Below are 23,522 nucleotides of genomic sequence, written 5' to 3' on the forward strand. Positions count from 1 at the left end.
TCCAGACTTCTTATTGCTGCACGGCGATCGCGGCGGCCTCTTCGGCGACATGCAGACCGCATTCGCGCTTTTCGTCCTGCTCCCACCACCAGCGGCCGGCACGTTCGGGCTCGCCGGGCTTGATGGCGCGGGTGCAGGGCTCGCAGCCGATCGAGGGGTAGCCGCGGGCATGCAGGGGGTTTACCGGCACGCTGTTATCGGCGACGAAGGACTTGATCTTCTCGATGTCCCAGTCGGCGAGCGGGTTGACCTTCAGCAGATGACGCTCGGCGTCATACTCGGCAAACGGCGTCTCGGCGCGGTTGGCCGACTGGCCGCGGCGCAGGCCGGTGATCCAGATCGTGGCGCCTGCCAGCGCCCGCGCAAGCGGCTTCAGCTTGCGCATGCCACAACAGGCATGCCTGGCTTCGACGCTCTCGTAGAAACCGTTCATGCCGTATTTCGCCGCATAGGCGTCGATATCTGCCTGCTCCGGTTCGTAGCGGGTTATGTGGATGTCGTACTGGCTCTCGGTCTCGTCGATCAGCGCAAGCGTTTCGGGGAAAAGCCGACCTGTCTGCAGCGTCACGACGTCGATCGGCAGGCGATGCGTGCCGATCTCGGCTGATATGACCTGGTCCTCGATGCCGAGCGAGGTGGTGAAGACCACACGCCCGCCAAGGCCGGCGACGAACGAAAGCCGGCCGGCAAGGTCGAGACCCGAAAGCTTGTCAGCCAAAGCCTCGGCTTCTTCGATCGGATTGATAACAGTCATGGGGGATCCTGTCCTTGATATTGGCCGGAGTATCGCAGCTCAAAGATGGATCGGACAGAAAAAGGGATTTCGAAAGGACTGCTTAGCGGAGCAAATATCTCTCCCATCCTGCCGCAATGCAGAAAAGCAGCCGCAGGCGCAGAAATCGCGCCTCGAACTTAATGTCTATAGAAATAGTAGTGTTACACGGCGCCTGTCAATTGGAAATCTGAATTGATGGCACGGATGATGAAAATTGCCCTCTTTTGTAATAGATTACCAGCTGTTGGCCGAGGGTAAAAAACAGGGCCAAAATACTTGTCTCTCAAGGCTTTTTCCAGCGCGTTCAAATTCCGTTCATGCTGGCCGTGCAATAGAGGCAATTAGCTTTTTTCGCGATGTCGGATTCGACACCGCCCTGTGTGTGTCGACGGTCCGAGATGATTACGCAAAAGGCAAAATATGCGCTGCGGGCGCTCACGGTTCTGGCGGAAGCTGCGGCCGACGAACCGGTCATGATTTCCGACATTGCTGTGCAGCAAAAGATCCCGAAGAAGTTTCTCGAACAGATCCTGCTCGACCTCAAACACCACGGCATCGTCGTCAGCCGCCGCGGCAAGCAGGGCGGGTACCTGCTGTTGAAGCCAGCCCACAGCATCACCTTCGGCGAGATCCTGCGCATCATCGACGGCCCGATCGCCCCGCTGCCCTGCCTGTCGATCACCGCTTACCGCAAGTGCGATGATTGCGAAGGCGAGCAGACCTGCCAAATTCGCCACGTCTTCGCCAAGGTGGCGGATGCCACACGCAAGGTGCTGTTCTCCACGACGATCGCCGATGCCGTCGGTACCAAGCGCGGCGCGGAAGTCACCCGGCTGCTTGCCTGACCTCCTCTCACCGGCCTTCAAGATTCGGTGAGTGACCTTTCCATCTGGCTGACATGCTCCACCTGCCCGTGCATTCGGGTAGGGAGAAATATGATGTTTGCACTTTCGACAAAGAGAGCGCTGGCAGCCGTCCTGCTGTCGGCGACGGTCGCAACCGGTGCCGCGGCCCATCACGGCTGGTCGTGGGCGGAAGCCGATCAGATCGAGCTTCGCGGCACCATCCAGCAGATTTCCATGGGCGGGCCGCACCCGACGCTCGATGTCGAGACCGTTGATGACGGTGTCTGGCGCGTCGAGCTCGGCAATCCGCGCCAGACGGAGCGCGCGGGCTTCGTCGAAGGTGTCGCAAAGCCCGGCGATCAGGTCACAGCGCTCGGAAACCGCTCACAGGACCGCACCGAGAAGCGGATGAAGGCGGTACGCATCACCGTCGGTGAAAAGCGCTACGATATCTATCCGGAACGCATCCAGACGAACTGACGCCTCGTCATGGAGCTTCTCGAATGGCTGGCTGCCACCACGCTTGCGGTCGAGCTTCGCCGCTCCGCAACGCTCTATATGTTCGTCAATGCCGCCCATATCCTGGCGATCGGCCTCCTGGTCGGCGCCATCCTGCCGCTTGATCTCAGGCTCGCCGGTTTCTTTGGCAAGGTGCCTGTGGAGGTCGTTGCGCCATTCCTGTCCCGCTCGGCCGGCGTCGGCCTCGCCCTGGCGCTGCTCACCGGCTTCTGTCTCTTTAGCGTTCGTCCGATCGAATATGCCGCCAATCCTGCCTTTCTTGCCAAGCTGGGGCTGATCGCTTTCGGCATTCTGAATGTGCTGGCAGTACATGCCGGGCGGGCTTGGCGAACCGCAGTCACGATCGGCATTATCCGCCCCGTTGTGCGGTTCTCCGCAACTCTCTCGGCGATCATATGGATTGCGGCCGTCATAGCCGGAAGGTGGATCGGTTTTCTCTGAGCCAATCACCCGTCTGATGTTGCCCAGCCGCGTCCACGCACGAATTGCAGCGTTGCTTCGGCGACCCGCTGGCCGAGATGGCGGGCGGTTGCGAGGTCCGCTTCGGGCGGCACAATGTCAGCGCCTTCGTCGACATTCGATTGCGCGGCTGCGCCGAGCCAGAAGCCCAGCCGATTGAGCTCCTCCTTGGAGCCGAAGGAGGAATTGTTGGCTGGCGGCAAGTCGAGATTAATCCAATGCATACCGTGTTGGGCGGCAAACAGCGCGATCTGCATCAGAGTGGCGAGCTTGTCGCCCGCCTGCGAACCCGAATTGGTGAAACCGGCGGCGATCTTGTCCTTCCAGCGATAACCGGCCGCCATGACCGCGCGCGAACTTGCCTCCTGAAAGGCCTTGAAAGCGGCAGAGGGTCCGGCGACATAGGTCGGCGCGCCGAAGATGATCGCCTCCGCTGCGGCGAGATCATCCCAACGGTTCGGCGCTTCCTCCACTGTCAGCAGCAGACCGCTGACAGCGGCGACCCGGTCGATACCCGCCTTTACCGCTTCTGCCTGTCGCGCCGTATGGCCGTAGCCGCTGTGATAAACGATGGCGATACGTGTCTCTGTCATGGGGCGATCTCCTCCGATGTGAAAATGGGTGCCTGCCTCCGCAGTCGACTGCGGATGGTGAAATGTGCAGATTGTGAGCGTGATGCGCCCTAGTGCAGGGCGGTCTGTTCCAGATGCGCGAGCTTCTCGGGATTGCGCGTCACATAGATCGCGGTGATCCTCTCACCCTCGATCTGAAGGGCTGTAGTCTGCAGCCAGCCGTCTTCCTCGATGCTGACAAAGCCCGGCAATCCGTTGATCAAGCCGTAATGCAGCAGTTGCGACATATGCGCGGTGAAGATCGGTGCCAGCGCGACAAAAAGCCTTGTCACCTTGTCGCGACCGATGATCGGCTTCCGCGGCGCCACTGCCTTGCCGCCACCGTCCGTATAGACGGTTGCATCCTCGGCAAGCAGCGCCTGCAATTCCTGGATATTGCCGCTGCGCGATGCCGTGAAGAAGGCAGAGGCGATCTGCATTCCGTGCTCGGGCGGCAGGGCATAACGCGGCCGCGCGCTCCGGACATTGGCCCGTGCCCGGCTGGCAAGCTGGCGGCAGGCCGCCGGTTTGCGCCCGATCGTCGCTGCGATCTCCTCGAAACCGACCCCAAAGACATCATGCAGCACAAAGACCGCGCGCTCGAGCGGCGAGAGCCGTTCCAGCGCCAGCATCAGCGGCAGCGTAACGTCGTCGACTTCCTCCTCGGACGCGACCACGATAGGCTCCGGCAGCCACGGCCCGATATAGGTCTCACGCCGCCGCCGGGCCGATTTCAGCTGATCGAGGCAAAGCCGCGTCACGACCCGATGCAGGAAGGCGGCCGGCTCGCGGACAGCGCTGCGATCTGCATCGAGCCACCGCAGGAAAGCCTCTTGCACAATGTCTTCCGCCTCTGCGACTGATCCCAGCATGCGATAGGCAACCCGCGTCAGCCGCGGGCGCAGCGGATTGAAAGCGGTACTCGCATCTCCCTCTGCCGCTGTCATCTGATCCAGCTTCGCCATTGCCGTCGCCATTTCCTTCATCTTGTCCATTCGAGAAGGCTGGACGAGATGAGGCAGCGATTTGTGACACGCTGTCCAGTTTTTTGTGCAGCCTTACCGGTCGCTCGCCGCCGCACGTGGATTGATCCACGGTTCCTGATTGGACCGGGCTATCAGCTGTTTGCCGAGAATATGGTCTGCGGCCTTCTCGCCCGTCATGATCGATGGACCATTCAGATTGCCATAGGTGACATGCGGGAAGATCGAGCTGTCTGCGACGCGCAGGCCGTCGACGCCGATGACCCGCGTATCGGGATCGACCACCGCCATCGGATCGTTCTTCGCGCCCATCCGGCAGGTGCCGCAGGGGTGATAGGCGCTTTCAAGGTGTTCGCGCAGGAACGCGTCGATCTCATCATCCGTCTGGACCTTCTCGCCCGGCTGGATTTCCGGGCCGCGATAGTGGTCGAAGGCCTTCTGGCCGAAGATTTCGCGGGTGAGGCGCACGCAGTGGCGGAATTTCTCCCAGTCTTCGGCATGGCTCATGTAATTGAAGCGCAGCACCGGGTCCGCCTTCGGATCGGCCGAGCGCAGCGTGACATTGCCCCGTGACTTGGAAAGATTGTAGCCGACATGCACCTGGAAGCCGTGCGTATTGGCAGCCGCCTTGCCGTCATAGCTGATGGCGACCGGCAGGAAATGATACTGGATATCCGGCTGCTTCAGCCCCGGTGCGGAACGCAGGAAGGCGCAGGCTTCGAACTGGTTGGAAGCGCCGAGGCCACCCTTGGAAAGCAGCCATTGCGCGCCGGCGACACCCTGCCAGAACCACGGCAGCCAGGAATAGAGCGACACCGGCTTCGTCGAGATCTGCTGGAAATAGAATTCCATATGGTCCTGCAGATTGGCGCCGACGCCCGGCCGGTCGACCTTTACCTCGATGCCTATGTCCTGCAGATGGCCACCTGGCCCGATGCCTGACAGCATCAACAGCTTCGGAGAGTTGAAGGCGGAAGCTGAGACGATCACCTCGCGATTGGCCTTGACGATCTCGACTGCGCCGCCGCGTTCGATCTCCACACCTGTCGCCCGGCCGTTCTCGATGATGATCCTGCGCGCAAAACCCTTGACGAGTTCAACGTTCGGCCGCTTCAGCGCCGGCTTCAGATAGGCGCTTGCCGCCGACCAGCGCCGGCCGCGATGGATGGTCTGTTCCATCAGCCCGAAGCCTTCCTGCTTCGAGCCGTTATAATCCTCGGTCGTCTCGAAACCAGCCTGTTTGCCGGCATCAATGAAGGCGTGAAACAGTGGATTCTTCAGCACACCGCGCTGCACATGCAGCGGCCCGTCCGTGCCGCGCCAGCCTTCTTCTCCGCCGTGCGAATGCTCCATGCGCTTGAAATAGGGCAGCACATCCGCATAGGCCCAGCCGTTGGCGCCGAGCTCTTCCCATCGGTTGTAGTCTTCCGCATGGCCGCGCACATAGACCATGCCGTTGATGGAGGAGGAGCCGCCGATCACCTTGCCGCGCGGGGCTGTAATGCGCCGGTCGTTGAGGTTCGGCTCGGGCTCGGAAAGATAACCCCAATTATAGCGCTTCATGCTCATCGGCCAGGCAAGGGCCGCCGGCATCTGGATGAACGGCCCGAAATCCGAGCCGCCAGCCTCGATGACGATGACCGTGTTCCTACCGTCTTCCGAAAGCCGGTAGGCAAGCGCCGAGCCTGCCGAGCCGGAGCCGACGATGACGAAATCTGCCTGTTGCATGCTGTTCCCTTTGGATTGTCGTGTGCAACGGATGCGTCGATTTTGGATGGGCTCAGTAGGGTGAGACGACTGGCCCCATGCCGACATAAACCGTCTTCAGCTCGCTATAGTGTTCGAGTGCAGCCAGCGAATTCTCGCGGCCGAAGCCCGATTGCTTCGAGCCCCCGAACGGAATTTCGACCGGGCAAAGATTGTAGGTATTGATCCAGAGCGTGCCGGCTTCCAGCTGATCGACGACGCGGTGCGCGCGGGTCAGATCGGCAGTGAAGACGCCGCCGGAAAGGCCGAATTCCGTCGTGTTGGCGCGCTTGATCACCTCCGCCTCGTCGTCGAAATCGAGAACGCACATGACTGGGCCGAAGATTTCTTCGCGGGCAATCGTCATGCCATCAGTCACATCGGCAAAGACAGTCGGCTGCACATAGTAGCCTTCGCCCGTTACATGGTTCGGAATGCCGCCACCGATCAGCAGTGTCGCGCCCTCGGCCTTGCCCTTTTCGATATAGGACAACACCTTTTCGCGCTGCGCCCAGGACACCATCGGGCCGAGCTGGCTGGCTTCGTCCATGGGGTCGCCGATGAGGATCGCCTCGGTCCGCGTCTTCAATCGCTCCAGGAACTCGCCCTTGATCTTCTTCTGTACGAAGACGCGCGTGCCGTTGGAGCAGACCTGGCCCGTCGAATAAAAATTGCCGAGCATTGCTCCGCCGACGGCGCTGTCTAGATCGGCGTCGTCGAAGACGATCAGCGGCGACTTTCCGCCGAGTTCCATCGTCACATGCTTGAGCTGGCCCGCAGCCGCAGCAGCCACCTTGCGCCCTGTTGGTACCGAGCCCGTCAGCGACACCTTGGCGACATCAGGGTGGTTGACGAGCAGCGGTCCGGTGTCCCGGTCGCCCTGGATGACGTTATAGAGGCCCTTCGGCAGGCCGGCTTCATGCAGGATCTCGGCGATCTTGAGCGCACCGAGCGGCGTGGTTTCCGATGGCTTGAAGACCATGGCATTGCCGGCGACCAGGGCCGGCGCGCCTTTCCAGCTGGCGATCTGCTGCGGATAGTTCCAGGCACCGATGCCGACGCAGACGCCGAGCGGTACGCGTTTCGTATAGGCAAAATCCTGGCCGAGCGGGATATGCGAGCCATTCAGGCCGGCGGGTGCCACGCCGCCGAAGAATTCGAAGGCATCGGCGCCCGAGGTCGGGTCGGCAACGATCGTTTCCTGTATCGGCTTGCCGGTATCGAGTGTTTCCAGCTCCGAAAGTTCGCGATTGCGCTCGCGCATGATCTCGGCCGCGCGCTTCAGGATGCGCCCACGCGCCATCGGGCTCAGCGCCGCCCATTCCGGCTGCGCGCGCTTGGCGGCCGCAACCGCCTTTTCGACGATGGCGGGTGTTGCGGCATGGAGCCGGGCGATCACTTCGCCGGTTGCCGGATAGATGCTTTCGATGACGGTGCCGCCTTCATCCTCGACATATTCCCCGTCGATGAAGTGCGATGCTTTCGGCTGGGCTTTCATGTCGCTGGTCCCTGGCTTGATGTTGCTGATTCATGCCCCCGATACGGGCGAGTTGTGTCGTGACATAATCCTCCGTCAGGGCGATCGAGGCTGTAATGCCGATCGGCGCCGATTTCAGACTTTGACGAATATAGAGCCCGTCGATCATCGCGGCCGCGCCTTCGGCGATGCGTTCTGCGGCATCGGCAGCGCAGAGCGACCTTAGCGGTGCCAGCAGGTTGGAGCGCAGGCGCCGGGCATAGATGACGAGGAAACGCCGTGTCTCCTCGGATCGCTGGGCCTCGGCATAGAACGCAAGCCAGGCGGCGATCGTCTGCGGCGCAAACTGGTCGGCCTGGAAGCTGACGCGGATAATGGCTGAGACCTTTTCCCGCGGTGTCGTTGCTTCTCTCAGCGCCGTCACCGCATCGTTGCGCAACTGGCGTAGAAGGAAGCGAACCGTCTCGATCAGCAATTGCTCCTTGCTGCCGAAATAATGATGTGCAAGCGCCGGCGAGACGCCGGCCCGCCGGGCGATATCAGACATGGTGACGGTGAGCGAGCCGTGATCGCCGATCACTCGCAGTGCCGCATCCACAAGCGCCTTGCGGCGCACCGGTTCCATTCCAACCTTCGGCAAGCCAATTTCTCCCGAGAATATAAGCAACGTATTTTTGATTGACTGATCAATCAATAAAAATCTTTCGCCAGATTGATCTCGCTCATCTCTTTCCGTGCAAAATTGTTGCAGCATATCTCCGGCAATCAGGAGGTGCGCAAATGGCCAATATTTATGACGGAATGTCCGCATCCCCGCTGCGGTCGAAATGGGCCTGGTTCGCCGGTCTCGGCGTGCTGCTTCTCATTTGCGGTCTCATCGCTGTCAGCAACCTGCTGATGGCGACCGTCGCTTCGGTCTTTTATGTCGGCATGCTGATGCTGGCAGGCGGTGTCATCTATCTCGTCCATGCCTTCCAGGTGCGTGGTTGGGATCATGTGCTCTTCTGGGCGTTGAGCGGCGTGCTCTATGTGCTCGCCGGCATCTGTGCTTTCATCAATCCCATCCTCACATCTGCCGCCTTGACCCTGTTTCTGGCCATCGCGCTGCTCATTGCCGGTGTCTTCCGGCTCTTCGTCGGCATCCGCATGCGGCCCCTCAAGGGCTGGGCCTGGATTGTTGCGAGCGGCCTCATCACTGCTCTCGCAGGCTTCGTGATCGCGCTTGGCTGGCCTGTCAACAGCCTCTGGATCCTTGGCCTCTTCCTGGCAATCGATCTCATCGTTCAGGGCTGGACAATGCTCGCCTTCGGCCTAGGTATCCGCTCTTGAAACTTTGGAGAGAGGCGGGATGATGGTTCGATCCGACTGTTTCTTTTTTGACAAGGTCATGACGGGGGACTAATGTTCTCCGCTGGAGATCGGCTTCCCAGAAGAGCCGCCTCCTGTGCTCAGGCACTTCGGCATTGGCGCTTGTCGCCTTGAGAAGCCGAAAATGGACCCCCGAGGCAGTCTCTGCCGAAATAGAATGGGAGGAGAATTCCATGCCGATGGTCACCGTTTCCATCTCACCGCTCCAGGCAGCCGGCATCCGCGATGCTGTCGATCAAGGTGGATATGCATCGAGCAGCGAAGTCGTGCGCGAGGCACTGCGACTGTGGGATGCCGCCCGCAAACTGGGCGAATACAGCAGCGAAGTCCTTGCTGACGAAAGCGCACCCGGCAGCGGCAGATGCGTCGCCGATATGTTCGCCGATCACGAAGCCGAGCATCGCCGTTCGGCCTAGCCAAGCCGTTGATTGTAAGATCAAAAAATCTAATAAGCGCGCAGCGTGCATAAGCGTTTGCGCGGTCATGAAAGTTTCACACTGACGAAAGGGTTCGTTGACCCTTCTGCTCCATTGTCCGGCCGAAAAAGAAAAGGTCACAGTGGAGATTGGCATGTCTTTGGCTGCCAGCGTCAAACCGGGTGTCGTGCGTCGTTACGCCAGCGATCAGATCGTCACCCTCGCCAAACTCGTTATTGAAAATGCGTTTCAGCCGATCGTCGAAGCCGGTACCGGCACGGTTTTCGGTTATGAATCCCTCATGCGCGGGCAGGAGCGTATCGGCTTCGAGACGCCGATCGAAATCCTGGATGAAGCCCATGAGAACGGACAGCTTCTGCAGCTCGAGCAAATGGTGGCCAGCCGTGCGCTCGCCAAATTTGCCACGCTGTCGAACTTCGCAACCGCGACGCTGTTTCTCAATCTCGATGTCCGCCTGATCCCGCTTGGCAATCGCCTTCTCGAGAGCCTGCTTCTGCAGTTGAAAACGGCCAATATCCCACCGTCCTCCGTCTGTTTCGAATTCTCCGAGCGCTTCGACAATACCAGCGTGCCCGAATTCGCTGAGCTCGTCTCGCGCCTGCGCAAGGCTGGTTTCAAACTGGCGATCGACGATTTCGGTGTCGGTCACGGCGAAATGAAACTGCTCTGCGACTATTCCGTCGATTACCTGAAGATCGACCGCCACTTCGTCGCCGATATCGATCGCAGCCCGCGCAAGCGGCACCTGCTGAAGAGTATCGTCAATATGGCTCATGTCCTCGGCACCCGCGTGATCGCCGAGGGTATCGAGACGGAAGCCGAATTCATCGTCTGCCGAGATTATGGCGTCGATCTCGTGCAGGGCTGGTTCATCTCCCGCCCTTCCACGCATCTCTCGGAACTGGTGCCGGCCTTCCCGCATCTGCAGGAACTCGGCAAGAACAAGGGCACCAGCCAGTCGCTCGACGAAATCCTCATCCGCAAGCAGATCGAAATGCTGCCGACCGTCTACGAGAGCGACGCAATCGATACGGTCTTCGAGCTCTTCCGCCGCAATCCCCGCCAGGCCTATTTCCCGGTCCTGAATGCCAATGGTGAGCCGCGCGGCATCATCCACGAGCACCATCTCAAGGAATATATCTACCAGCCCTTCGGCCGCGATCTTCTGAAGAACAAGGTCTACGAGCGCGCCATATCGCATTTCGTCGAGCGCGCGCCGATCGTCGGCCTCGACAGCGACGCCGATCAGCTGATGGCGATCTTCGCCAATATGGAAGGCAGCAACTGCCTGATCCTGACCGACAACATGCGCTATGCCGGTGTCGTTTCCGCCGCCTCGCTGATCAAGGTCATCAACGAGAAGCAACTGAAAACGGCGCAGGATCAGAACCCGCTGACCGGCCTGCCGGGCAACCGCGCCATCCGCGACTTCATGCGCCATTCCGGACGCGACGGCGATGAAGTGCGCCACTTCTGCTATTGCGACTTCGACAACTTCAAGCCCTTCAACGATGCCTACGGCTTCCACCTCGGCGACCATGCGATCTCGCTCTTCGCCGCGCTGATGCGCCGCTACTTCTTCGCCGAGCGCCACTTCCTCGGCCATGTCGGCGGCGATGACTTCTTCATCGGCGTCGTCGGCTGGACGAAAGAGGAACTGACGGAAATCCTCGATCGTCTCATCAGCGACTTCCATGATGACGTGCTCGATCTCTATTCGGATGAGGACCGCGCCGCCGGCCGCATCCGCGGGCACGATCGTGCCGGTGCGGAAGCCTTGTTCCCACTGATGCGCTGCTCGATCGGCGTACTGGAACTGTCCGAGGGTCTGGTTATCGACGATATCAATCGGGTCAGCGCCGAGATCGCCCAGGTGAAGTCGAGCGCCAAGGAGAGCGACGAAGGCCTCGTATTCCATACGTTAGGCGAGGCGAATTGACGCCTCTGCCACTTCCGGCCTTCCCAAGCTACGGACCCTGATTTATCTCCATTGCTTAGGAATAGGGAGAGCCGGTCATGTCGTTGCCGTCGCGTATGCGTTTTGTCGATGTGCCCTCGTTCGGTGGGCCGGAGGCGATGGTCATTGCGGATGGACCTGTGCCAGCGCCGTCGGAAGGTCAGATCCTTGTCCGCACCGAAGCGGTCGGCATTAACCGGCCCGATATTTCGCAGCGCCAGGGCAGCTATCCGCCGCCGAAAGATGCAAGCCCCATTCTCGGCCTCGAACTTGCGGGGGAGGTGGTCGCGATCGGACCTGGCGTGACGGGTTATTCGCTGGGCGAAAAGGTCTGCGGCCTCGCCAATGGCGGCGCTTATGCCGAGTATTGCCTTCTGCCGGCCGGTCAGGCTCTGCCCTTCCCGAGAGGTTTCGATGCGGTGAAGGCAGCGGCCCTTCCCGAGACCTTCTTTACCGTCTGGGCAAACCTTTTTCAGATGGCCGGCCTGACGGAAGGCGAGAAAGTGCTGATCCATGGCGGTTCCAGCGGCATCGGCACGACCGCGATCCAGCTCGCCAAGGCTTTCGGCGCCGAGGTCTATGCGACCGCCGGCTCGAAGGAAAAGTGTGATGCCTGCGAGAGGCTTGGCGCCAGGCGCGCCATCAACTACAGGCAGGAAGATTTCGCTGCCGTCATCAGGGAAGAAACCGGCCATGGCGTCGATATCGTCCTCGATATGATTGGCGCGGCCTATTTCGAGAAGAACATCGCCTCGCTGGCCAAGGACGGCTGCCTCTCCATCATCGCCTTCCTGCAGGGCGCGGTTGCCGAAAAGGTCAATCTGGCGCCGATCATGGTCAAGCGCCTGACTGTGACAGGCTCCACCATGCGCCCGCGCACGGCGGAGGAGAAGCGGGCAATCCGCGACGATCTTCTCTCCGAGGTCTGGCCGCTTCTGGAAGCCGGCACGGTCGCACCCGTCATCTACGAGACCTTTGCATTCGAGGATGTAGCGGCCGCTCATCGGCTGATGGAGAGCAGCAACCACATCGGCAAGATCATGCTGAAACTCGGCTGAAGCGTGTCGCACAAGAGTGTATAGCGGTTTTGCGATCGCGACATACTCTAACTCTTTGAATCTACGCATCGGGCTTTCCGAAAATCGATTCCGATTTTCGGTTCGATGCTGTGAGCGACAGCGCTGCGCCTGTCGCAATCAGCCCGGGCAATGCCATGATGAGATAGAGCCAGCTCGCCGCAGACAATGCACCCGCAATGCCGCCCGGCTCAACCAGTCCCGTGCCGTTGGCAATGACACCGGCGAAGGCCGCGCCGAAAGCGCTGCCGAGCGAGCTTATGGTCGGGATGGCGGCTGAAGCCTTGTCCTGCTCGCTGTCGGCTACCAGCTTCAGCACCTTGGCGACGAGATGTGCCCAGCCGAGGCCGACACCAAAACCCATCATGAACATGGCGATGGCCGCCGGTGCGAGGACGATGAGGCGCGCCTCAGGGTTCTCGCGGGCAAGGAAGACGGCCAGCATGGCTGTCGCTGCGGCTTCGGTCGAACAGCCCACAATGATCGCGGCGTTGGCTTTCCTGCCGGAGAAGGAGCCGCTGAAAAAGGCCGCCACCGTCCAGCCGAGCGCGACGAGAGCCACCAGATAGCCCGAAATCAGCGGCGTTACACCGTGCAGAACCTGCAGGAAATAGGGAATGAAGATATCGCTGACGAGAACGAAGTTGAGGCCGAGCATCGTCAGATAGACACGCGATATCGGCTGGCTCAGTGTCACCGCGCCCAAGGGCAGCAACCGGTTGTTTCCCCTGCGTTCCATGACGAGCATGGCGCCGACGGCGACGATTGAAACGCCGATCAGCCCAATCTTGGCAGTCGTCAACTCGATTGTGCCAGCGGTGCAGACCAGCAGCACCGCTGCAAGCAGCAGGCAGATCTGCGCTACCGGCATTTTTGTGTGTTCCCGGTCGTCCTTGGCCTGCGGCAGGAGCCGCGGCGCCAGCACCGCCATCAATACGCCGAGCGGGACAAGCACGGCGAAGGCGTAGCGCCAGGCGCTGCCATGCGCAAAGAAGCCGCCGAGCGTCGGGCCAATGACGGTCGAAATACCCCAGATCGCCGCATAGAGCGTGGACGCCTTGGGCCAGAGCGGCTCTGGATAGACAAAGCGGATGAAGGCGTAACAAAGGGCGGCGAGTGCGCCGGTGCCAAAACCCTGCACCGTCCGGCCGATCAACACGACCGGCATTGAAGGTGCAGCCGCACAAAGCAGGCTGCCGATGCCGAAGATTACAGCCGCGATGACATAGACGCTGCGCAGCCCGATAATCCTTGGCCGCATCGCCATGAAGATCGCGCCCAATATGGTGGCGGCGATATAAAGCGTCGTGACCAGTGAAAACAGCTCCAGCCCGCCGACATCGCGCACGATGCTCGGCGCGATCGTTGCTGTAATGTAGCTTTCCACGGCGGAGATCGTCATGCCGCCGCCAAGCATCAGCGTCGCCGGCAGAAGCGTGGGAGAAAACAGCTGGAAGACGGAAGTGGGCGAGCCTGAGGGTTCCAAGGCGGTCTCGGACATGATGAATCCTTGCGTTTTTCCCGACCTGTGATTATTTTCCAAGTTATGAATTGGAAAATTGCATGAGCATCGGATTAAAACAAGATATAACTTGGAAAATATGCGCCAGTCCCCTGTCAATCGTATCCTGATCCTGTTGAAGACAGAAGGGCCGCAGCTTGCTGCTGCGCTCGGCGATGCGCTCGGTATTTCCGGCGAAGCCGCTCGCCAGCAGCTTGCGAAGATGGCGGAGGAGGGGCTGGTGGAGCCCGTCAGCGTCGCCGCCAGGGGCAGGGGGCGTCCGAGCCAGCTCTGGCATCTGACAGCGGAAGGTAACAGTCATTTCCCTGACGGCCACGCCGAGCTGACTGCGACGTTGCTGACAACGGTTGTTCAGCAACTCGGCCCCGCAGCACTCGATGCCGTCATAACTGCCCGCGAAAACGAAACGCTGCAGCGCTATCGCGACGAACTCGCAGACAAGCCGGATCTTGCTGCGCGCGTGGAGGGGCTGGCCGCCATCCGCAGCCGCGAGGGCTATATGGCCGATAGCTGGCAGGAGGAGGATGGATCATTGATGCTGGTCGAGAACCATTGTCCGATCTGCGCGGCGGCAACCGCCTGCGCCGGTTTTTGCCGTTCCGAACTCGATACTTTCCGCAGCGTGCTTTCGGCCAGGGTCGAGCGCAGCGAACACATACTGCTTGGGGCACGACGCTGCGCCTATCGCATCACACCGCGATGACTTAGGCAGGCTGGCGCACGCCGCTGCCGCTTTCCAGATAGAGCAGGATCACGATGGTGGCGATGCCTGTCGCCGCCCCGACAAAGGCCGTGCCGGAATAATCCGCTACCGCTGTTCCGAGCGCGAAAAGACCTGCGGCAACGCCAATGCCTATAAAGGTGTTGAGCGAGATGAGCGAACTGCCGAGACCCGGCCGGTCGGCGATGAGGTCCTGCAGATAGGTGATCGGCAGGCTGAGGATGGCAGCAGCCCCACAGGCATTGAGACCGAGCAGCGCATAGAGCTGCCAGGGTGCGGTGGCAAAGCCGAGCAGCACCAGATAGAGGCAGTAGAGCACCGAGCCGAAAGCCAATACATGCACAGTGCGGAAACGTCGCTGTACAAGCCCCCACATCATCATGAAGGGCATTTCGAGAAAAGCCGTCAGGCCCGAGAGAAAGCCGACATCGACGACGCTGCCGCCGATCTTGTGCACGACGATGAGCGGCGAAACCATGCCGCTCAGCCGCTGCAGGCCGAGCAGCAGCGACATGACGAAAACACGGATGAAAACATCGGGCGCAAAGACCCGCTTCAGTGAAGCGAAGAAGCCCGGCTGGTTGGGGATCGTTTCGCGTACCGGTCCATTGCCGGGCGCAAAGAAGAAATAGAGACAGAAGCAGATGAGGCTTGCCACCGCCGCCACGCCATAAGCCGGCGTCATCGATGGCGAAGTGACCAGCGCAAGCCCGACCAGCCCGGGCGCCACCGCCCAGGACCCCGAATAGAGTGCGCGCACTGTCGAGGTGATGGCGACCGCTTCGCTGCGGACCAGCTGGTTGGTGCGCGCCCGCACGCTGGCAAAGAGCAGCGAATAGGTGGAATTGCTCATCGGCACGAGGAACAGCACCGAGAAGATGAAGACAGCGGGACTATGGATGAGCGCTATCGATCCGAAGCCGATCATACCGGCAATAGAAAGCGCAAGCACCAGCGGTCGCCTTTCCGTCAGCCTGTCCGACCATATGCCGAGCGTCAGGCTGATCGAGACATTGACGATGGCAGCAAAGAAGACCAGCGCCGAATAGGCGCCGTCACTCATGCCGAGTTCGCTGATGCCGATAATCGACTGGTAGGGAACGGTCGACGCATAGGTGAAGGCGAGCGCCACCAGCGTGACGGTTGGAATGCGGATGCGGCTGTCGCGGATGATGGAAGAGAATGAGGATGGCATGAAAACGAGTCCTGATACCCCACCTTTAGCCCCATAGCGTCCACACGGAAAACGATAGTTTGACGCACCGCCGGTCACTTCGTGTGATCGCTGTTTAGATGCTGTGATTGGCCGGCATCAGGCGCGAATTCCGTTGGCTTTCAGAGATGGAGGGGCTATGCCTCCTGCAGTCTCTTTACCCACATCCGGATCCTTGCCATGCCCAATCCCGTCCTCGTCGAAGTCACCAGGAGCCTGCTTGTCGAAAGCCGTCACAGCGGTTCTGTTGCGGTCGTGGATGGCGATGGCCGTGTCGCCTTTTCGCGTGGCGATATCGAAGCAAGTGTCTTCCCGCGCTCGGCCTGCAAGGCCATGCAGGCCCTGCCGCTGCTCGAAAGCGGCGCGGCGGATGCCTATGGCTTCGGCAACAGGGAGTTGGCGCTCGCCTGTTCCTCGCATAGCGGCGAGGATGAACATGTGGCGCTTGCCGCCTCCATGCTCTCGCGTGCCGGCCGTGACGTGGGGGCGCTGGAATGCGGCGCGCATTGGTCCTCGGACCAGAAGACGCTGATCCATCAGGCGCGCACGCTGGAGAAGCCGACGGCGCTTCATAACAATTGCTCCGGCAAGCATTCCGGTTTCATCTGCGTCTGCTGCCATCAGGATATCGATAGCAAGGGTTATGTCAGCTACGATCATCCGCTGCAGCAGCAGATCCGAGACGCCATGGGGGACCTGACGGGCGCCACACTCGGTCATGATGTCTGCGGCACCGACGGCTGCTCCATTCCGACCTATGCCGTGCCGCTGAAAGCACTTGCTCATGGCTTTGCGAAGATGGCGACGGGTCATGGTCTTGGCCCCGAACGCGCGAAAGCTTCCCGCCGGCTCATCGAAGCCTGCATGGCCGAGCCCTTCTATGTGGCCGGCACCGGCCGTGCCTGCACCGAACTGATGCAGATCGCCCCCGGACGGATCTTTTGCAAGACGGGCGCGGAAGGTGTCTTCTGCGCGGCTATCCCGGAACAGGGAATTGCAATCGCATTGAAGTGTGATGACGGCACCACGCGCGCTGCCGAGGCCATGGTTGCCGCAACGCTTGCACGCTACTTCGAGAAGGGCGGCAAGGAACATGCCGCGCTGAGCGCTCTGGCAAATAAATCGATGCGCAACTGGAACGGCATCCATGTCGGTGAGGTCAGGGTGACAGATGCCTTTGCCTGATCGCTGCCCCGATCGCTGCATTGTTAAATATATAAGTTATAAAAAAATAAGAACTGCCTAATATAAATGGAGGCACGTCCGGCGGTCAGCCGTGTCTTCGCCGCGACGGAGCGCATCAATACGGTTCCTCCTGATCTGCGAGGGCAGAACATGTTCGCAGGCCGCTATTTGTGGTGGATGCTGACTGGCATCACCCTCCTGATGTTCTTTACGCTCTGCTTCGATTACTTCACCTGGCTTGCGGTCCAGCTCTCCAATTGTGTGGAAATGGCCGGCTCCTGCATGCCGGTGGTGCAGTTCATGGCCGGTACGCTGAAAACTGCAGGCGTGTGGATTGCGATCGGGATTCTGTTTGGCGCTGCGCTGCTGCGGCTGAGCTACCTTTCGCTGCTGCGGCTTTGGGGGCTGCCGGTAACCCTGTGGTTTGTGGCCTCCATGCCCTTCCTGTTGTTCGTCGCGACCGGCGAACGCCTGCAATGGGCCGCGATATCTGAAGCGCTTCCGTTGGCTTTCCTGTTTCTCGCCTCCTTGCTTGCCTATCTTGCCATTCCCTTCGAGGATGATGGCACCGGGCCCCTCGGCGCCTCGACTGTCCTACGCGGCATTGTCTACGCCGCGGCCTTCTATGGCGTTCTCGCCGCTGTTGCTGAAATGAACTGGCTTTCATCGATGGTGGCTAAGCTTCTAGGCATGCCGGCGCTCGCGGCCATCATTGCCAATGTCCAGCCACGCTTCCACGAGATACTGACGCTTGGGCTCGGCAATGTCCTGCCTGGTGTCTTCGTGCTTATGGTTTTCATCGCCGCGCTTGTCCTCAGCCTGCTGCCGCCGGGCCTCGTTCCTCCGCTCCGCCGGAAGCGGGTCAAGCTGAGGCAATTGCGACATTGAGTTCGGCGTAGGGCTGAAGCCTTTCCCTAGGCATTTCTGCGGGCACGATCAGCCCCGCCACTTCGCTTGCGGCAAGCACTGTGCAGGGTGAAACGAGATCGAATTTCTCCGCCGTCAGCAGCACGTGCGTCTCCGCCGAACACCGGGCGATATGCCGCTTGATGGCCGCCTCCTCGAAATCCCCGGTCGAAAATCCGTGCACGGGATGGACGGCCGTCACGCCGAGGAAGAAGAGATCCGGCCGCAGAGCGGAGATTGCAGTCATTGCGACCGCGCCTGTCGCCACCATGGAATGCTTGTAGAGCCTGCCGCCGCAGAGGATCACCTCGGCCGTCGGGTGATGCTCCAACTCGGCGGCGATCGTCGGGCTGTGGGTGGCGATCGTGAAGGCGATGTCGCGCGGCAGGTGACGGGCAACTTCTGCCGTCGTCGTGCCGCCGTCGAGAAATACCATCTGTCCGGCCTTCACCATCTGCGCCGCCCTCGCGCCGAGCCGCGCCTTGACGTCGGAAGCGACGTCGCGGCGGGCCGTGAAGTCTGGCAGGTCGGGGGCAATGGGCAAGGCGCCGCCATGCACGCGCTTCAATAGCCCTTCCGCCGCCATTTCGCGGAGGTCGCGGCGGATCGTGTCTTCCGAAAGCTCGAAATCCTCCGCCACGCGCTTGGCGATCACCTGCCCGTCGCGGCGCAGGATGTCGAGAATGAGGGTCTTGCGTTGGCTGGTCAGCATGAATGTTCCTGCACGAAAATTTACGGAATATCGTGAATATGCACGAATTGACTCGACATTCAAGAAATATCGTGCATTTTCGCGAAATCCTGTGCATGAAGCCGGGAGTTGATGGAGTAGATCATGTTGATTTTGATTGCCGGGCCTTACAGGTCCGGGACGGGCGATGACCCGACGAAGATGGCTGCCAATCTCAAGCGCCTCGAGCAGCCCTCGCACGCGCTCTTCAAGGCTGGCCATGTCCCCATGATCGGTGAATGGGTGGCATTGCCGGTGTGGAACGCCGCCGGCGGCAAGTCGGTGGGTGACGATCTCTACGAGGAAATCTTCCATCCGGTCGCAGGCAGGCTGCTGCAGCTTTGCGAGGGCGTTCTGCGCCTGCCGGGCGACTCCAAGGGTGCCGATAATGACGTCCGCATCGCCACCGAGCGCGGCATTCCCGTCTGGTATCGGCTGGAGGACGTGCCGGGTTGCGCTTGAGGCCCTGCCTCTTCTTCCCGAGACGCAGAAGAGAAAGCGCCCCGGCGTCTTTCGCCGGTCCTGAAACTCGCGCTATAAGGCTCCCCGAAAGGGGAGTCTCATTATGCACACACTCTATTTCGCACCGGGTACCTGCGCTCTCGCAAGCCTCATTGCCCTGGAGGAATCCGGCCTTTCCTTCGATACGAAGAAGGTCAATACGCGGGAGAACGAGCAGCGCTCGGAAGCATTTCTGAAGATCAATCCGAAGGGCCGCGTTCCGGCACTCGTCACCGACCGTGGCGTATTGACGGAGTCGACGGCGATCCTCGCCTACATCGCCCAGATGGCGCCGACCGCGAAACTCGCTCCGCTAGACGATCCGTTCGAGTTTGCCCGGCTGCAAGCTTTCAACGGATATATCTCTTCCACCGTGCATGTGAACCACGCCCACCGCCCGCGCGGTTCCCGCTGGGCTGATGACGAAGCTGCGCTGGAATCGATGAAGGCCAAGGTGCCGCAGACCATGGGTGAAAGCTTTGAGCTTATCGAGGCCGCCCTGTTCAGGGGGCCATGGGTGATGGGTGACAGTTATACGGTCGCCGACCCCTATCTTTTCGTCATGACCGGCTGGCTGCCGTCCGATGGCGTGGATCCCGCGCGTTTCCCGGGGATCAGCGCGCATTATGCCCGCATGCTGGAACGCCCTGCTGTTCAGCGCGCGCTGGCACGCGAAAAGGCCTGAGCACGGTACGCAGATATGAGCTTCTTCGGCGCCCGGTACGTCCAGGCGTCGATCAGCCGTTGCTTGAGTTCATCGTCGCCGATGGCGGCGATCCGCACGGGCAGGTGCGGCCAGCCGACATAATGGTTCGTCTGAAAGTAGATGTCTGGCGCCATCGTCAATAGATGTTCCTTGTGGTCGATCGGGATCGAGATCACCACCGTTTCGTCGTTCTTGACCGCGACGAAGCTTTTGCCCCCGACCTTCAGCGCCAGGTTGCCATAAGACGTGCTTTCCTCGATGCCGGAAAGGCCAGCCTCCTTTGTCAACCGCTTCAATCGCGCCAGAATGCTCGCTATGCTTTCCATCGTAATGTCCGCCCTGAATCGTCCCCGGGCAAATTCTATCATATGTTCAGGCGCATTTCTCTAGTTGTCGTTGCAGGGGGCGTCCGGGCACGGGGGCCGGCAGCGGCAGGTCGGCAAGCTCCCGCTGCGACATCGAGGCGATATCCGGGTGATCGAGAAGATCGTCATCCCTGTCATGTTCGCTGTGCGGAACTCTGGAGACAGGGTTGGATTCGTTCAAGAAAAACTTCAGCAACGACATCTTGCTCTCGCTTTCTGAGGGCGCAGCTCGGCTTTTGGCGCAACGGATTTCAGTTGGCCGGGCGCTCCCATCTAGTTATGGAATGGAGATCGGCGTCCAATGATCACAATATCCGCCGCGAACGCTTGCTTTTCAATTGAGATTACCGGTTTGCTGCTATAGGAAAACTATATGAGAAATCTCAGCTCCGTGCATCTCAATGGCCTTCGCGCACTGGAAGCCGTCGGTCGGCTTGGCTCGCTTCAGGCGGCTGCAGATGAACTTGGCGTTTCCGTTGGCGCTGTCAGCCAGCAAGTCATCAAGGCCGAAGCGCAGCTTGGCCGACTGCTCTTCGAGCGCACGCCGAAGGGCATGCTGGTAACGGAAGCAGGCGCACCTGTCCTTGCCGCCCTGAACGAAGGCTTCCTCCGTGTTTCGGAAGCCGTCTCGATGGCGCAGCGAAAGGACGAATGCATCCTGACCATCTCGGTCGCGCCGGTTCTCGCCGCCCGTTGGCTGGTCTGCCGCCTCGACCGGTTCATGGAGCGCCACCCGGAAATCAACCTGCGCCTCGATGCGACGACGAGGCTCATCAATCCGGCCGCCTCCGATATCGATGTCGCGATCCGCGTCGGCAAGGGTCAATGGCCCGGCGTGAGGATCGAGCACCTTCTGGATCAGCAGGTCTTTCCCGTCTGTTCTCCGCAGATGGCCGCGAAACTGAAGAGGCCGGCCGATATCCTGAAGCTCCCGGCCGTCATCGATGCCCATGCCATGTTCACATGGGATGTCTGGATGCAGGCGGCCGGCCTATCCGGTGCCCCGCCCGCAGTACGCCACAGCTTCAACGATGCCTCGCTTTGCCTCGATGCGGCGATTGCCGGGCAGGGCGTGATGCTTGCCTGGCAGACGCTTGCGGGCTTTTCCCTGCAGGAGGGCCGGCTGGTCGCACCCTTCGGCATCCGCGCCAATACCGGCGATGGCTATTATTTCGTAACAGCCGAAGGCAGCCGCGAGCCGAAGAAGGTACGCGACTTCAAGGCCTGGATTCGCGAGCAAATGGCTGAAACAGCCGCGATCTTCGGCTGATTCTCAAATCGCGATCGGCTCCAGTGAGCGCTTGTGCTGCATCTCCAGATAGGCCGGGCGCGACTGGCAACGCTTGATCCAGGCGTCGATATTCGGATGTGCCTCGAAGAGCGCGGTTTCGCTCTGGGCATAGCGCAGCACTTCCGCGATGTTGAGATCGACGACCGTGAAGCGTCCGCCGACGATCCAGTTCTTGCCGTCGAGATGCTTTTCGAGAACCGAGAGCGGCCGCTTCATGGTACGGCACGCGACATCGATCACCGCGCGTCCTGCCTCGGTGTTTTCCCTGCCGTCGTCATAGGTCGAGACGATCTTGCCCGTGTTGCCATCGAGTTCGGAAACCGCCCAGACCGTCCACATCGTCATCAAACCGTCTTCCTCGACGGTTTTGCCGCCGAGTTCACCGCCATACTTGCGTGCGAGGTAAAGGTTGATTGCCAGCGACTCGTTCAGCACGAGATCACCGTCCTTGATGGCGGGAATCAATGCCATCGGGTTCAACGCAAGGAACTTCGGCGACAGAGTATTGATAGGCGCGTCCGGCGAGAGCGGATTGGCAAGCCGTTTGGCCTGCAACACCGGCACGGACTCGAATTCGATCCCGAGTTCCTCGGCCATCCAGTAAACGCGGGCCGAACGCGAGCGGTAAACCCCATAAATCGTCAGCATGGAAATGTCCCTCTTCTTTGGTGCGCCGACCCTAAAGCCAGCGCGACCATGAAGAAAGCATCCGCGGATGATATGTCGATGAAAGCTTTTGATAGCACTCAGGAAATCCGGTTTCGCTCGACGGTCAGCTGCTTATAGCGGGAGTTATTGTCAGCAAGCTCGTCAGAAACCTGCTTCTCCCACTCGAATCCCATCACGGCGCCCTTGCCCATCTCCTGGAAGATATTGTCGGTGATCACGGCGGAACCGGCGCCCTCGGCAACCGAGACCGCGCAGCCAACCGGCGACTTGCGCACGACATTGCCGTTGACGACGACATTGCGCAGATAAGGCCCCCAGCCGATCTGCAGCCCCCAGCGCGGCGCATCCTCGATGACATTGCCAGACACTAGCGTATCGGCCTCCGCCGCAATACCGATGCCGAAGCCGACCTCGTGCTTGTAAGGCCCCTTGAGCGTCAGGTTGCGGATGACATTGCCCGTCACACTTGCTAGCCGGCCGCCCTGGTCGAAATTGGCAATCGATATGCCGTTTGCCGCCCCGTCGATCACATTGCCGGAGACGACCGCGCCGACGAATTCGAACTCCACATAGATCGCCGTCTCGCCGGAGCGGCGGCACTGGTTGTTGCTGATCAGGATGTTGGAGCCGGAATTGGCACGAACAGCGGTGAAGGCGCAGTCGGAGATCTGATTGTTCGTCACCGCTACGCCATCGGCGCGGAAAATATTGATGCCGTTGCCGTTCTCGCCGGTGCCGCCATCATTGGCGCGGATATTGAAAACGCGGTTGCCGGAAACGACGGTGCCATCCTCGGCCTTCTTCCAGCGGTGCACCAGAATGCCGCCATTGCCGCAATCCGAAACCGTATTGCCCGATATTTCAAGTCCCGCGGATTCCACAGCATAGATGCCGGACTGTCCTGCGCCGGAAATCGTGCTGCGCTCGATCCGCCCGCCGCAGCGCTCGAGCTGCAGCGCGTGCTTGCGGCTGCCGACAATTTGGCAATTGTCGATCAGGACCTCACCGACACCGCTGAACTGGACGAGCCCGCCGGCATAGTCCGCAAGCAAGCGGTTCGATCCGTCGATCACGAGGTTGGAAAGCTCGATGCGGCCGACATTTTCAGCGTCAAAGAGATGGCCTTCGCCGGTATAGACGATCCGCGTCGCGCCGGCCACGCCAGTAATGCGCGTATTGTCCGGCAAGGTCAGGTTGGAGATCCGGTAGGTGCCCGGCGGCAGGAAGACCGGTGCGTTCTCGCGCGCCGCCTGCTCGATCATCTGCTGCAGGTTACGGTTCTTCCTGTCGCCGCTCTCGGGAACGGCGCGATACCGGACCGTATCGATCGAGCCACGCAGGTCGGGTTGCTCCGCACCAACGGGAGCCGCAGTCATGGCTGCCGCGGAGGCGGCCAGCATGCCAAGCAGATCTCGTCGGGAGATTTTGCTGAAATCTTTCTTCATATCGGTGCCCACGCA

The 23,522-nt window shown here is 60.6% G+C and carries 26 protein-coding genes; 13 read left to right on the forward strand and 13 right to left on the reverse strand.

Annotated elements, in window-relative coordinates:
• Positions 1-10: 10 nt before the first annotated feature.
• Entirely contained in the window at positions 11-754 is a 744-nt protein-coding gene (locus FHX06_RS22405; RefSeq protein ID WP_183880907.1) for a phosphoadenylyl-sulfate reductase, read from the reverse strand.
• Between the two features lie 419 nt (positions 755-1,173).
• On the opposite strand from FHX06_RS22405, the gene FHX06_RS22410 reads away from it, so the two are divergent.
• From FHX06_RS22410 to FHX06_RS22420, 3 genes are all read left to right on the forward strand, one after another.
• Entirely contained in the window at positions 1,174-1,620 is a 447-nt protein-coding gene (locus tag FHX06_RS22410) for an RrF2 family transcriptional regulator (protein ID WP_112543006.1), read from the forward strand.
• Positions 1,621-1,713: 93 nt separating this feature from the next.
• The gene (locus tag FHX06_RS22415) at positions 1,714-2,100 is read left to right on the forward strand and encodes a DUF6152 family protein (RefSeq protein WP_113145836.1); all 387 of its coding nucleotides are present in this window, start codon (positions 1,714-1,716) and stop codon (positions 2,098-2,100) included.
• A 9-nt stretch (positions 2,101-2,109) separates the two neighbouring features.
• Positions 2,110-2,580 (forward strand): DUF6644 family protein, encoded by a 471-nt coding sequence (locus FHX06_RS22420; RefSeq protein ID WP_113014983.1) that lies wholly within the window; start codon positions 2,110-2,112, stop codon positions 2,578-2,580.
• Between the two features lie 5 nt (positions 2,581-2,585).
• On the opposite strand, the gene FHX06_RS22425 is transcribed toward FHX06_RS22420, so the two are convergent.
• The 5 genes from FHX06_RS22425 to betI form a co-directional block, all read right to left on the reverse strand.
• Positions 2,586-3,191 carry a flavodoxin family protein gene (locus tag FHX06_RS22425; protein WP_113014982.1) on the reverse strand — a complete coding sequence of 202 codons (606 nt, stop codon included), beginning with the start codon at positions 3,189-3,191 and terminating at the stop codon, positions 2,586-2,588.
• Positions 3,192-3,280: 89 nt separating this feature from the next.
• Positions 3,281-4,195, reverse strand: coding sequence for a sigma-70 family RNA polymerase sigma factor (locus FHX06_RS22430; protein ID WP_409564434.1), 915 nt, complete (start codon positions 4,193-4,195; stop codon positions 3,281-3,283).
• A 72-nt stretch (positions 4,196-4,267) separates the two neighbouring features.
• Positions 4,268-5,920 carry a choline dehydrogenase gene (gene betA / locus FHX06_RS22435; RefSeq protein WP_183880915.1) on the reverse strand — a complete coding sequence of 551 codons (1,653 nt, stop codon included), beginning with the start codon at positions 5,918-5,920 and terminating at the stop codon, positions 4,268-4,270.
• Between the two features lie 52 nt (positions 5,921-5,972).
• A complete protein-coding gene (gene betB, locus FHX06_RS22440; protein WP_183880917.1) occupies positions 5,973-7,436 on the reverse strand; it encodes a betaine-aldehyde dehydrogenase in 1,464 nt (487 codons plus the stop codon).
• The gene (betI, locus tag FHX06_RS22445; protein WP_246715612.1) at positions 7,381-8,055 is read right to left on the reverse strand and encodes a transcriptional regulator BetI; all 675 of its coding nucleotides are present in this window, start codon (positions 8,053-8,055) and stop codon (positions 7,381-7,383) included. The genes betB and betI overlap by 56 nt, the downstream gene beginning before the upstream one ends.
• 140 nt (positions 8,056-8,195) lie before the next feature.
• On the opposite strand from betI, the gene FHX06_RS22450 reads away from it, so the two are divergent.
• From FHX06_RS22450 to FHX06_RS22465, 4 genes are all read left to right on the forward strand, one after another.
• On the forward strand, positions 8,196-8,744 hold the full coding sequence (locus tag FHX06_RS22450) for an HdeD family acid-resistance protein (RefSeq protein ID WP_112543013.1): 549 nt from the start codon (positions 8,196-8,198) through the stop codon (positions 8,742-8,744).
• Between the two features lie 212 nt (positions 8,745-8,956).
• Positions 8,957-9,199, forward strand: a complete 243-nt coding sequence (locus FHX06_RS22455; protein ID WP_112543014.1) for a type II toxin-antitoxin system ParD family antitoxin — start codon at positions 8,957-8,959, stop codon at positions 9,197-9,199.
• Positions 9,200-9,353: 154 nt separating this feature from the next.
• A complete protein-coding gene (locus FHX06_RS22460; RefSeq protein ID WP_210295343.1) occupies positions 9,354-11,159 on the forward strand; it encodes a GGDEF domain-containing protein in 1,806 nt (601 codons plus the stop codon).
• A 77-nt stretch (positions 11,160-11,236) separates the two neighbouring features.
• A complete protein-coding gene (locus tag FHX06_RS22465) occupies positions 11,237-12,235 on the forward strand; it encodes an NAD(P)H-quinone oxidoreductase (protein ID WP_113116251.1) in 999 nt (332 codons plus the stop codon).
• A gap of 61 nt (positions 12,236-12,296) precedes the next feature.
• Here the strand turns inward: FHX06_RS22465 and FHX06_RS22470 are convergent, their stop codons facing one another.
• Complete coding sequence (locus tag FHX06_RS22470) at positions 12,297-13,754, reverse strand: MFS transporter (RefSeq protein ID WP_183880919.1); 1,458 nt, start codon at positions 13,752-13,754, stop codon at positions 12,297-12,299.
• Positions 13,755-13,854: 100 nt separating this feature from the next.
• Between FHX06_RS22470 and FHX06_RS22475 the strand changes: the two genes are divergently transcribed.
• On the forward strand, positions 13,855-14,478 hold the full coding sequence (locus FHX06_RS22475; RefSeq protein ID WP_112971028.1) for a helix-turn-helix transcriptional regulator: 624 nt from the start codon (positions 13,855-13,857) through the stop codon (positions 14,476-14,478).
• 1 nt (position 14,479) lies between these two features.
• Here the strand turns inward: FHX06_RS22475 and FHX06_RS22480 are convergent, their stop codons facing one another.
• Positions 14,480-15,691 (reverse strand): MFS transporter, encoded by a 1,212-nt coding sequence (locus FHX06_RS22480; RefSeq protein WP_183880921.1) that lies wholly within the window; start codon positions 15,689-15,691, stop codon positions 14,480-14,482.
• Positions 15,692-15,889: 198 nt separating this feature from the next.
• Between FHX06_RS22480 and FHX06_RS22485 the strand changes: the two genes are divergently transcribed.
• Positions 15,890-16,894, forward strand: a complete 1,005-nt coding sequence (locus tag FHX06_RS22485; RefSeq protein ID WP_183880923.1) for an asparaginase — start codon at positions 15,890-15,892, stop codon at positions 16,892-16,894.
• A 66-nt stretch (positions 16,895-16,960) separates the two neighbouring features.
• Positions 16,961-17,782, forward strand: coding sequence for a hypothetical protein (locus FHX06_RS22490; RefSeq protein WP_246715613.1), 822 nt, complete (start codon positions 16,961-16,963; stop codon positions 17,780-17,782).
• Here FHX06_RS22490 and FHX06_RS22495 read toward each other — a convergent pair.
• Positions 17,757-18,512 (reverse strand): DeoR/GlpR family DNA-binding transcription regulator, encoded by a 756-nt coding sequence (locus FHX06_RS22495; protein ID WP_113210045.1) that lies wholly within the window; start codon positions 18,510-18,512, stop codon positions 17,757-17,759. The genes FHX06_RS22490 and FHX06_RS22495 overlap by 26 nt on opposite strands.
• A 123-nt stretch (positions 18,513-18,635) precedes the next feature.
• Here FHX06_RS22495 and FHX06_RS22500 point away from each other — a divergent pair, with 123 nt between their 5' ends.
• Together FHX06_RS22500 and FHX06_RS22505 are read left to right on the forward strand one after the other, a co-directional pair.
• Positions 18,636-18,992 (forward strand): DUF4406 domain-containing protein, encoded by a 357-nt coding sequence (locus FHX06_RS22500; protein ID WP_112543021.1) that lies wholly within the window; start codon positions 18,636-18,638, stop codon positions 18,990-18,992.
• Positions 18,993-19,095: 103 nt separating this feature from the next.
• Positions 19,096-19,716, forward strand: coding sequence for a glutathione S-transferase family protein (locus tag FHX06_RS22505; RefSeq protein ID WP_112543022.1), 621 nt, complete (start codon positions 19,096-19,098; stop codon positions 19,714-19,716).
• Here FHX06_RS22505 and FHX06_RS22510 read toward each other — a convergent pair.
• Entirely contained in the window at positions 19,686-20,063 is a 378-nt protein-coding gene (locus FHX06_RS22510) for an MmcQ/YjbR family DNA-binding protein (protein WP_112543023.1), read from the reverse strand. The two genes, FHX06_RS22505 and FHX06_RS22510, sit on opposite strands and share 31 nt — an antisense overlap.
• Positions 20,064-20,109: 46 nt before the next feature.
• Positions 20,110-20,304, reverse strand: a complete 195-nt coding sequence (locus FHX06_RS22515; RefSeq protein ID WP_183880925.1) for a hypothetical protein — start codon at positions 20,302-20,304, stop codon at positions 20,110-20,112.
• Between the two features lie 171 nt (positions 20,305-20,475).
• On the opposite strand from FHX06_RS22515, the gene FHX06_RS22520 reads away from it, so the two are divergent.
• Complete coding sequence (locus FHX06_RS22520; protein ID WP_113210043.1) at positions 20,476-21,372, forward strand: LysR substrate-binding domain-containing protein; 897 nt, start codon at positions 20,476-20,478, stop codon at positions 21,370-21,372.
• A 3-nt stretch (positions 21,373-21,375) separates the two neighbouring features.
• Here FHX06_RS22520 and FHX06_RS22525 read toward each other — a convergent pair whose 3' ends face one another.
• Positions 21,376-22,041 carry a glutathione S-transferase family protein gene (locus tag FHX06_RS22525; protein WP_183880927.1) on the reverse strand — a complete coding sequence of 222 codons (666 nt, stop codon included), beginning with the start codon at positions 22,039-22,041 and terminating at the stop codon, positions 21,376-21,378.
• A gap of 98 nt (positions 22,042-22,139) precedes the next feature.
• Positions 22,140-23,507, reverse strand: a complete 1,368-nt coding sequence (locus FHX06_RS22530; protein ID WP_113210068.1) for a TIGR03808 family TAT-translocated repetitive protein — start codon at positions 23,505-23,507, stop codon at positions 22,140-22,142.
• Positions 23,508-23,522 lie beyond the last annotated feature (15 nt).

This window comes from Rhizobium sp. BK512, from assembly GCF_014194915.1.
GTDB lineage: Bacteria > Pseudomonadota > Alphaproteobacteria > Rhizobiales > Rhizobiaceae > Rhizobium.

What these genes read in the sequence shown, in the direction of transcription:
- FHX06_RS22405 (WP_183880907.1), bottom strand. Translation starts at nt 754, where the DNA reads ATGACTGTTATCAATCCGATCGAAGAAGCCGAGGCTTTGGCTGACAAG.
- FHX06_RS22410 (WP_112543006.1), top strand. Translation starts at nt 1,174, where the DNA reads ATGATTACGCAAAAGGCAAAATATGCGCTGCGGGCGCTCACGGTTCTG.
- FHX06_RS22415 (WP_113145836.1), top strand. Translation starts at nt 1,714, where the DNA reads ATGTTTGCACTTTCGACAAAGAGAGCGCTGGCAGCCGTCCTGCTGTCG.
- FHX06_RS22420 (WP_113014983.1), top strand. Translation starts at nt 2,110, where the DNA reads ATGGAGCTTCTCGAATGGCTGGCTGCCACCACGCTTGCGGTCGAGCTT.
- FHX06_RS22425 (WP_113014982.1), bottom strand. Translation starts at nt 3,191, where the DNA reads ATGACAGAGACACGTATCGCCATCGTTTATCACAGCGGCTACGGCCAT.
- FHX06_RS22430 (WP_409564434.1), bottom strand. Translation starts at nt 4,195, where the DNA reads ATGAAGGAAATGGCGACGGCAATGGCGAAGCTGGATCAGATGACAGCG.
- betA (WP_183880915.1), bottom strand. Translation starts at nt 5,920, where the DNA reads ATGCAACAGGCAGATTTCGTCATCGTCGGCTCCGGCTCGGCAGGCTCG.
- betB (WP_183880917.1), bottom strand. Translation starts at nt 7,436, where the DNA reads ATGAAAGCCCAGCCGAAAGCATCGCACTTCATCGACGGGGAATATGTC.
- FHX06_RS22450 (WP_112543013.1), top strand. Translation starts at nt 8,196, where the DNA reads ATGGCCAATATTTATGACGGAATGTCCGCATCCCCGCTGCGGTCGAAA.
- FHX06_RS22455 (WP_112543014.1), top strand. Translation starts at nt 8,957, where the DNA reads ATGCCGATGGTCACCGTTTCCATCTCACCGCTCCAGGCAGCCGGCATC.
- FHX06_RS22460 (WP_210295343.1), top strand. Translation starts at nt 9,354, where the DNA reads ATGTCTTTGGCTGCCAGCGTCAAACCGGGTGTCGTGCGTCGTTACGCC.
- FHX06_RS22465 (WP_113116251.1), top strand. Translation starts at nt 11,237, where the DNA reads ATGTCGTTGCCGTCGCGTATGCGTTTTGTCGATGTGCCCTCGTTCGGT.
- FHX06_RS22470 (WP_183880919.1), bottom strand. Translation starts at nt 13,754, where the DNA reads ATGTCCGAGACCGCCTTGGAACCCTCAGGCTCGCCCACTTCCGTCTTC.
- FHX06_RS22475 (WP_112971028.1), top strand. Translation starts at nt 13,855, where the DNA reads ATGCGCCAGTCCCCTGTCAATCGTATCCTGATCCTGTTGAAGACAGAA.
- FHX06_RS22480 (WP_183880921.1), bottom strand. Translation starts at nt 15,691, where the DNA reads ATGCCATCCTCATTCTCTTCCATCATCCGCGACAGCCGCATCCGCATT.
- FHX06_RS22485 (WP_183880923.1), top strand. Translation starts at nt 15,890, where the DNA reads ATGCCCAATCCCGTCCTCGTCGAAGTCACCAGGAGCCTGCTTGTCGAA.
- FHX06_RS22490 (WP_246715613.1), top strand. Translation starts at nt 16,961, where the DNA reads ATGGAGGCACGTCCGGCGGTCAGCCGTGTCTTCGCCGCGACGGAGCGC.
- FHX06_RS22495 (WP_113210045.1), bottom strand. Translation starts at nt 18,512, where the DNA reads ATGCTGACCAGCCAACGCAAGACCCTCATTCTCGACATCCTGCGCCGC.
- FHX06_RS22500 (WP_112543021.1), top strand. Translation starts at nt 18,636, where the DNA reads ATGTTGATTTTGATTGCCGGGCCTTACAGGTCCGGGACGGGCGATGAC.
- FHX06_RS22505 (WP_112543022.1), top strand. Translation starts at nt 19,096, where the DNA reads ATGCACACACTCTATTTCGCACCGGGTACCTGCGCTCTCGCAAGCCTC.
- FHX06_RS22510 (WP_112543023.1), bottom strand. Translation starts at nt 20,063, where the DNA reads ATGGAAAGCATAGCGAGCATTCTGGCGCGATTGAAGCGGTTGACAAAG.
- FHX06_RS22515 (WP_183880925.1), bottom strand. Translation starts at nt 20,304, where the DNA reads ATGTCGTTGCTGAAGTTTTTCTTGAACGAATCCAACCCTGTCTCCAGA.
- FHX06_RS22520 (WP_113210043.1), top strand. Translation starts at nt 20,476, where the DNA reads ATGAGAAATCTCAGCTCCGTGCATCTCAATGGCCTTCGCGCACTGGAA.
- FHX06_RS22525 (WP_183880927.1), bottom strand. Translation starts at nt 22,041, where the DNA reads ATGCTGACGATTTATGGGGTTTACCGCTCGCGTTCGGCCCGCGTTTAC.
- FHX06_RS22530 (WP_113210068.1), bottom strand. Translation starts at nt 23,507, where the DNA reads ATGAAGAAAGATTTCAGCAAAATCTCCCGACGAGATCTGCTTGGCATG.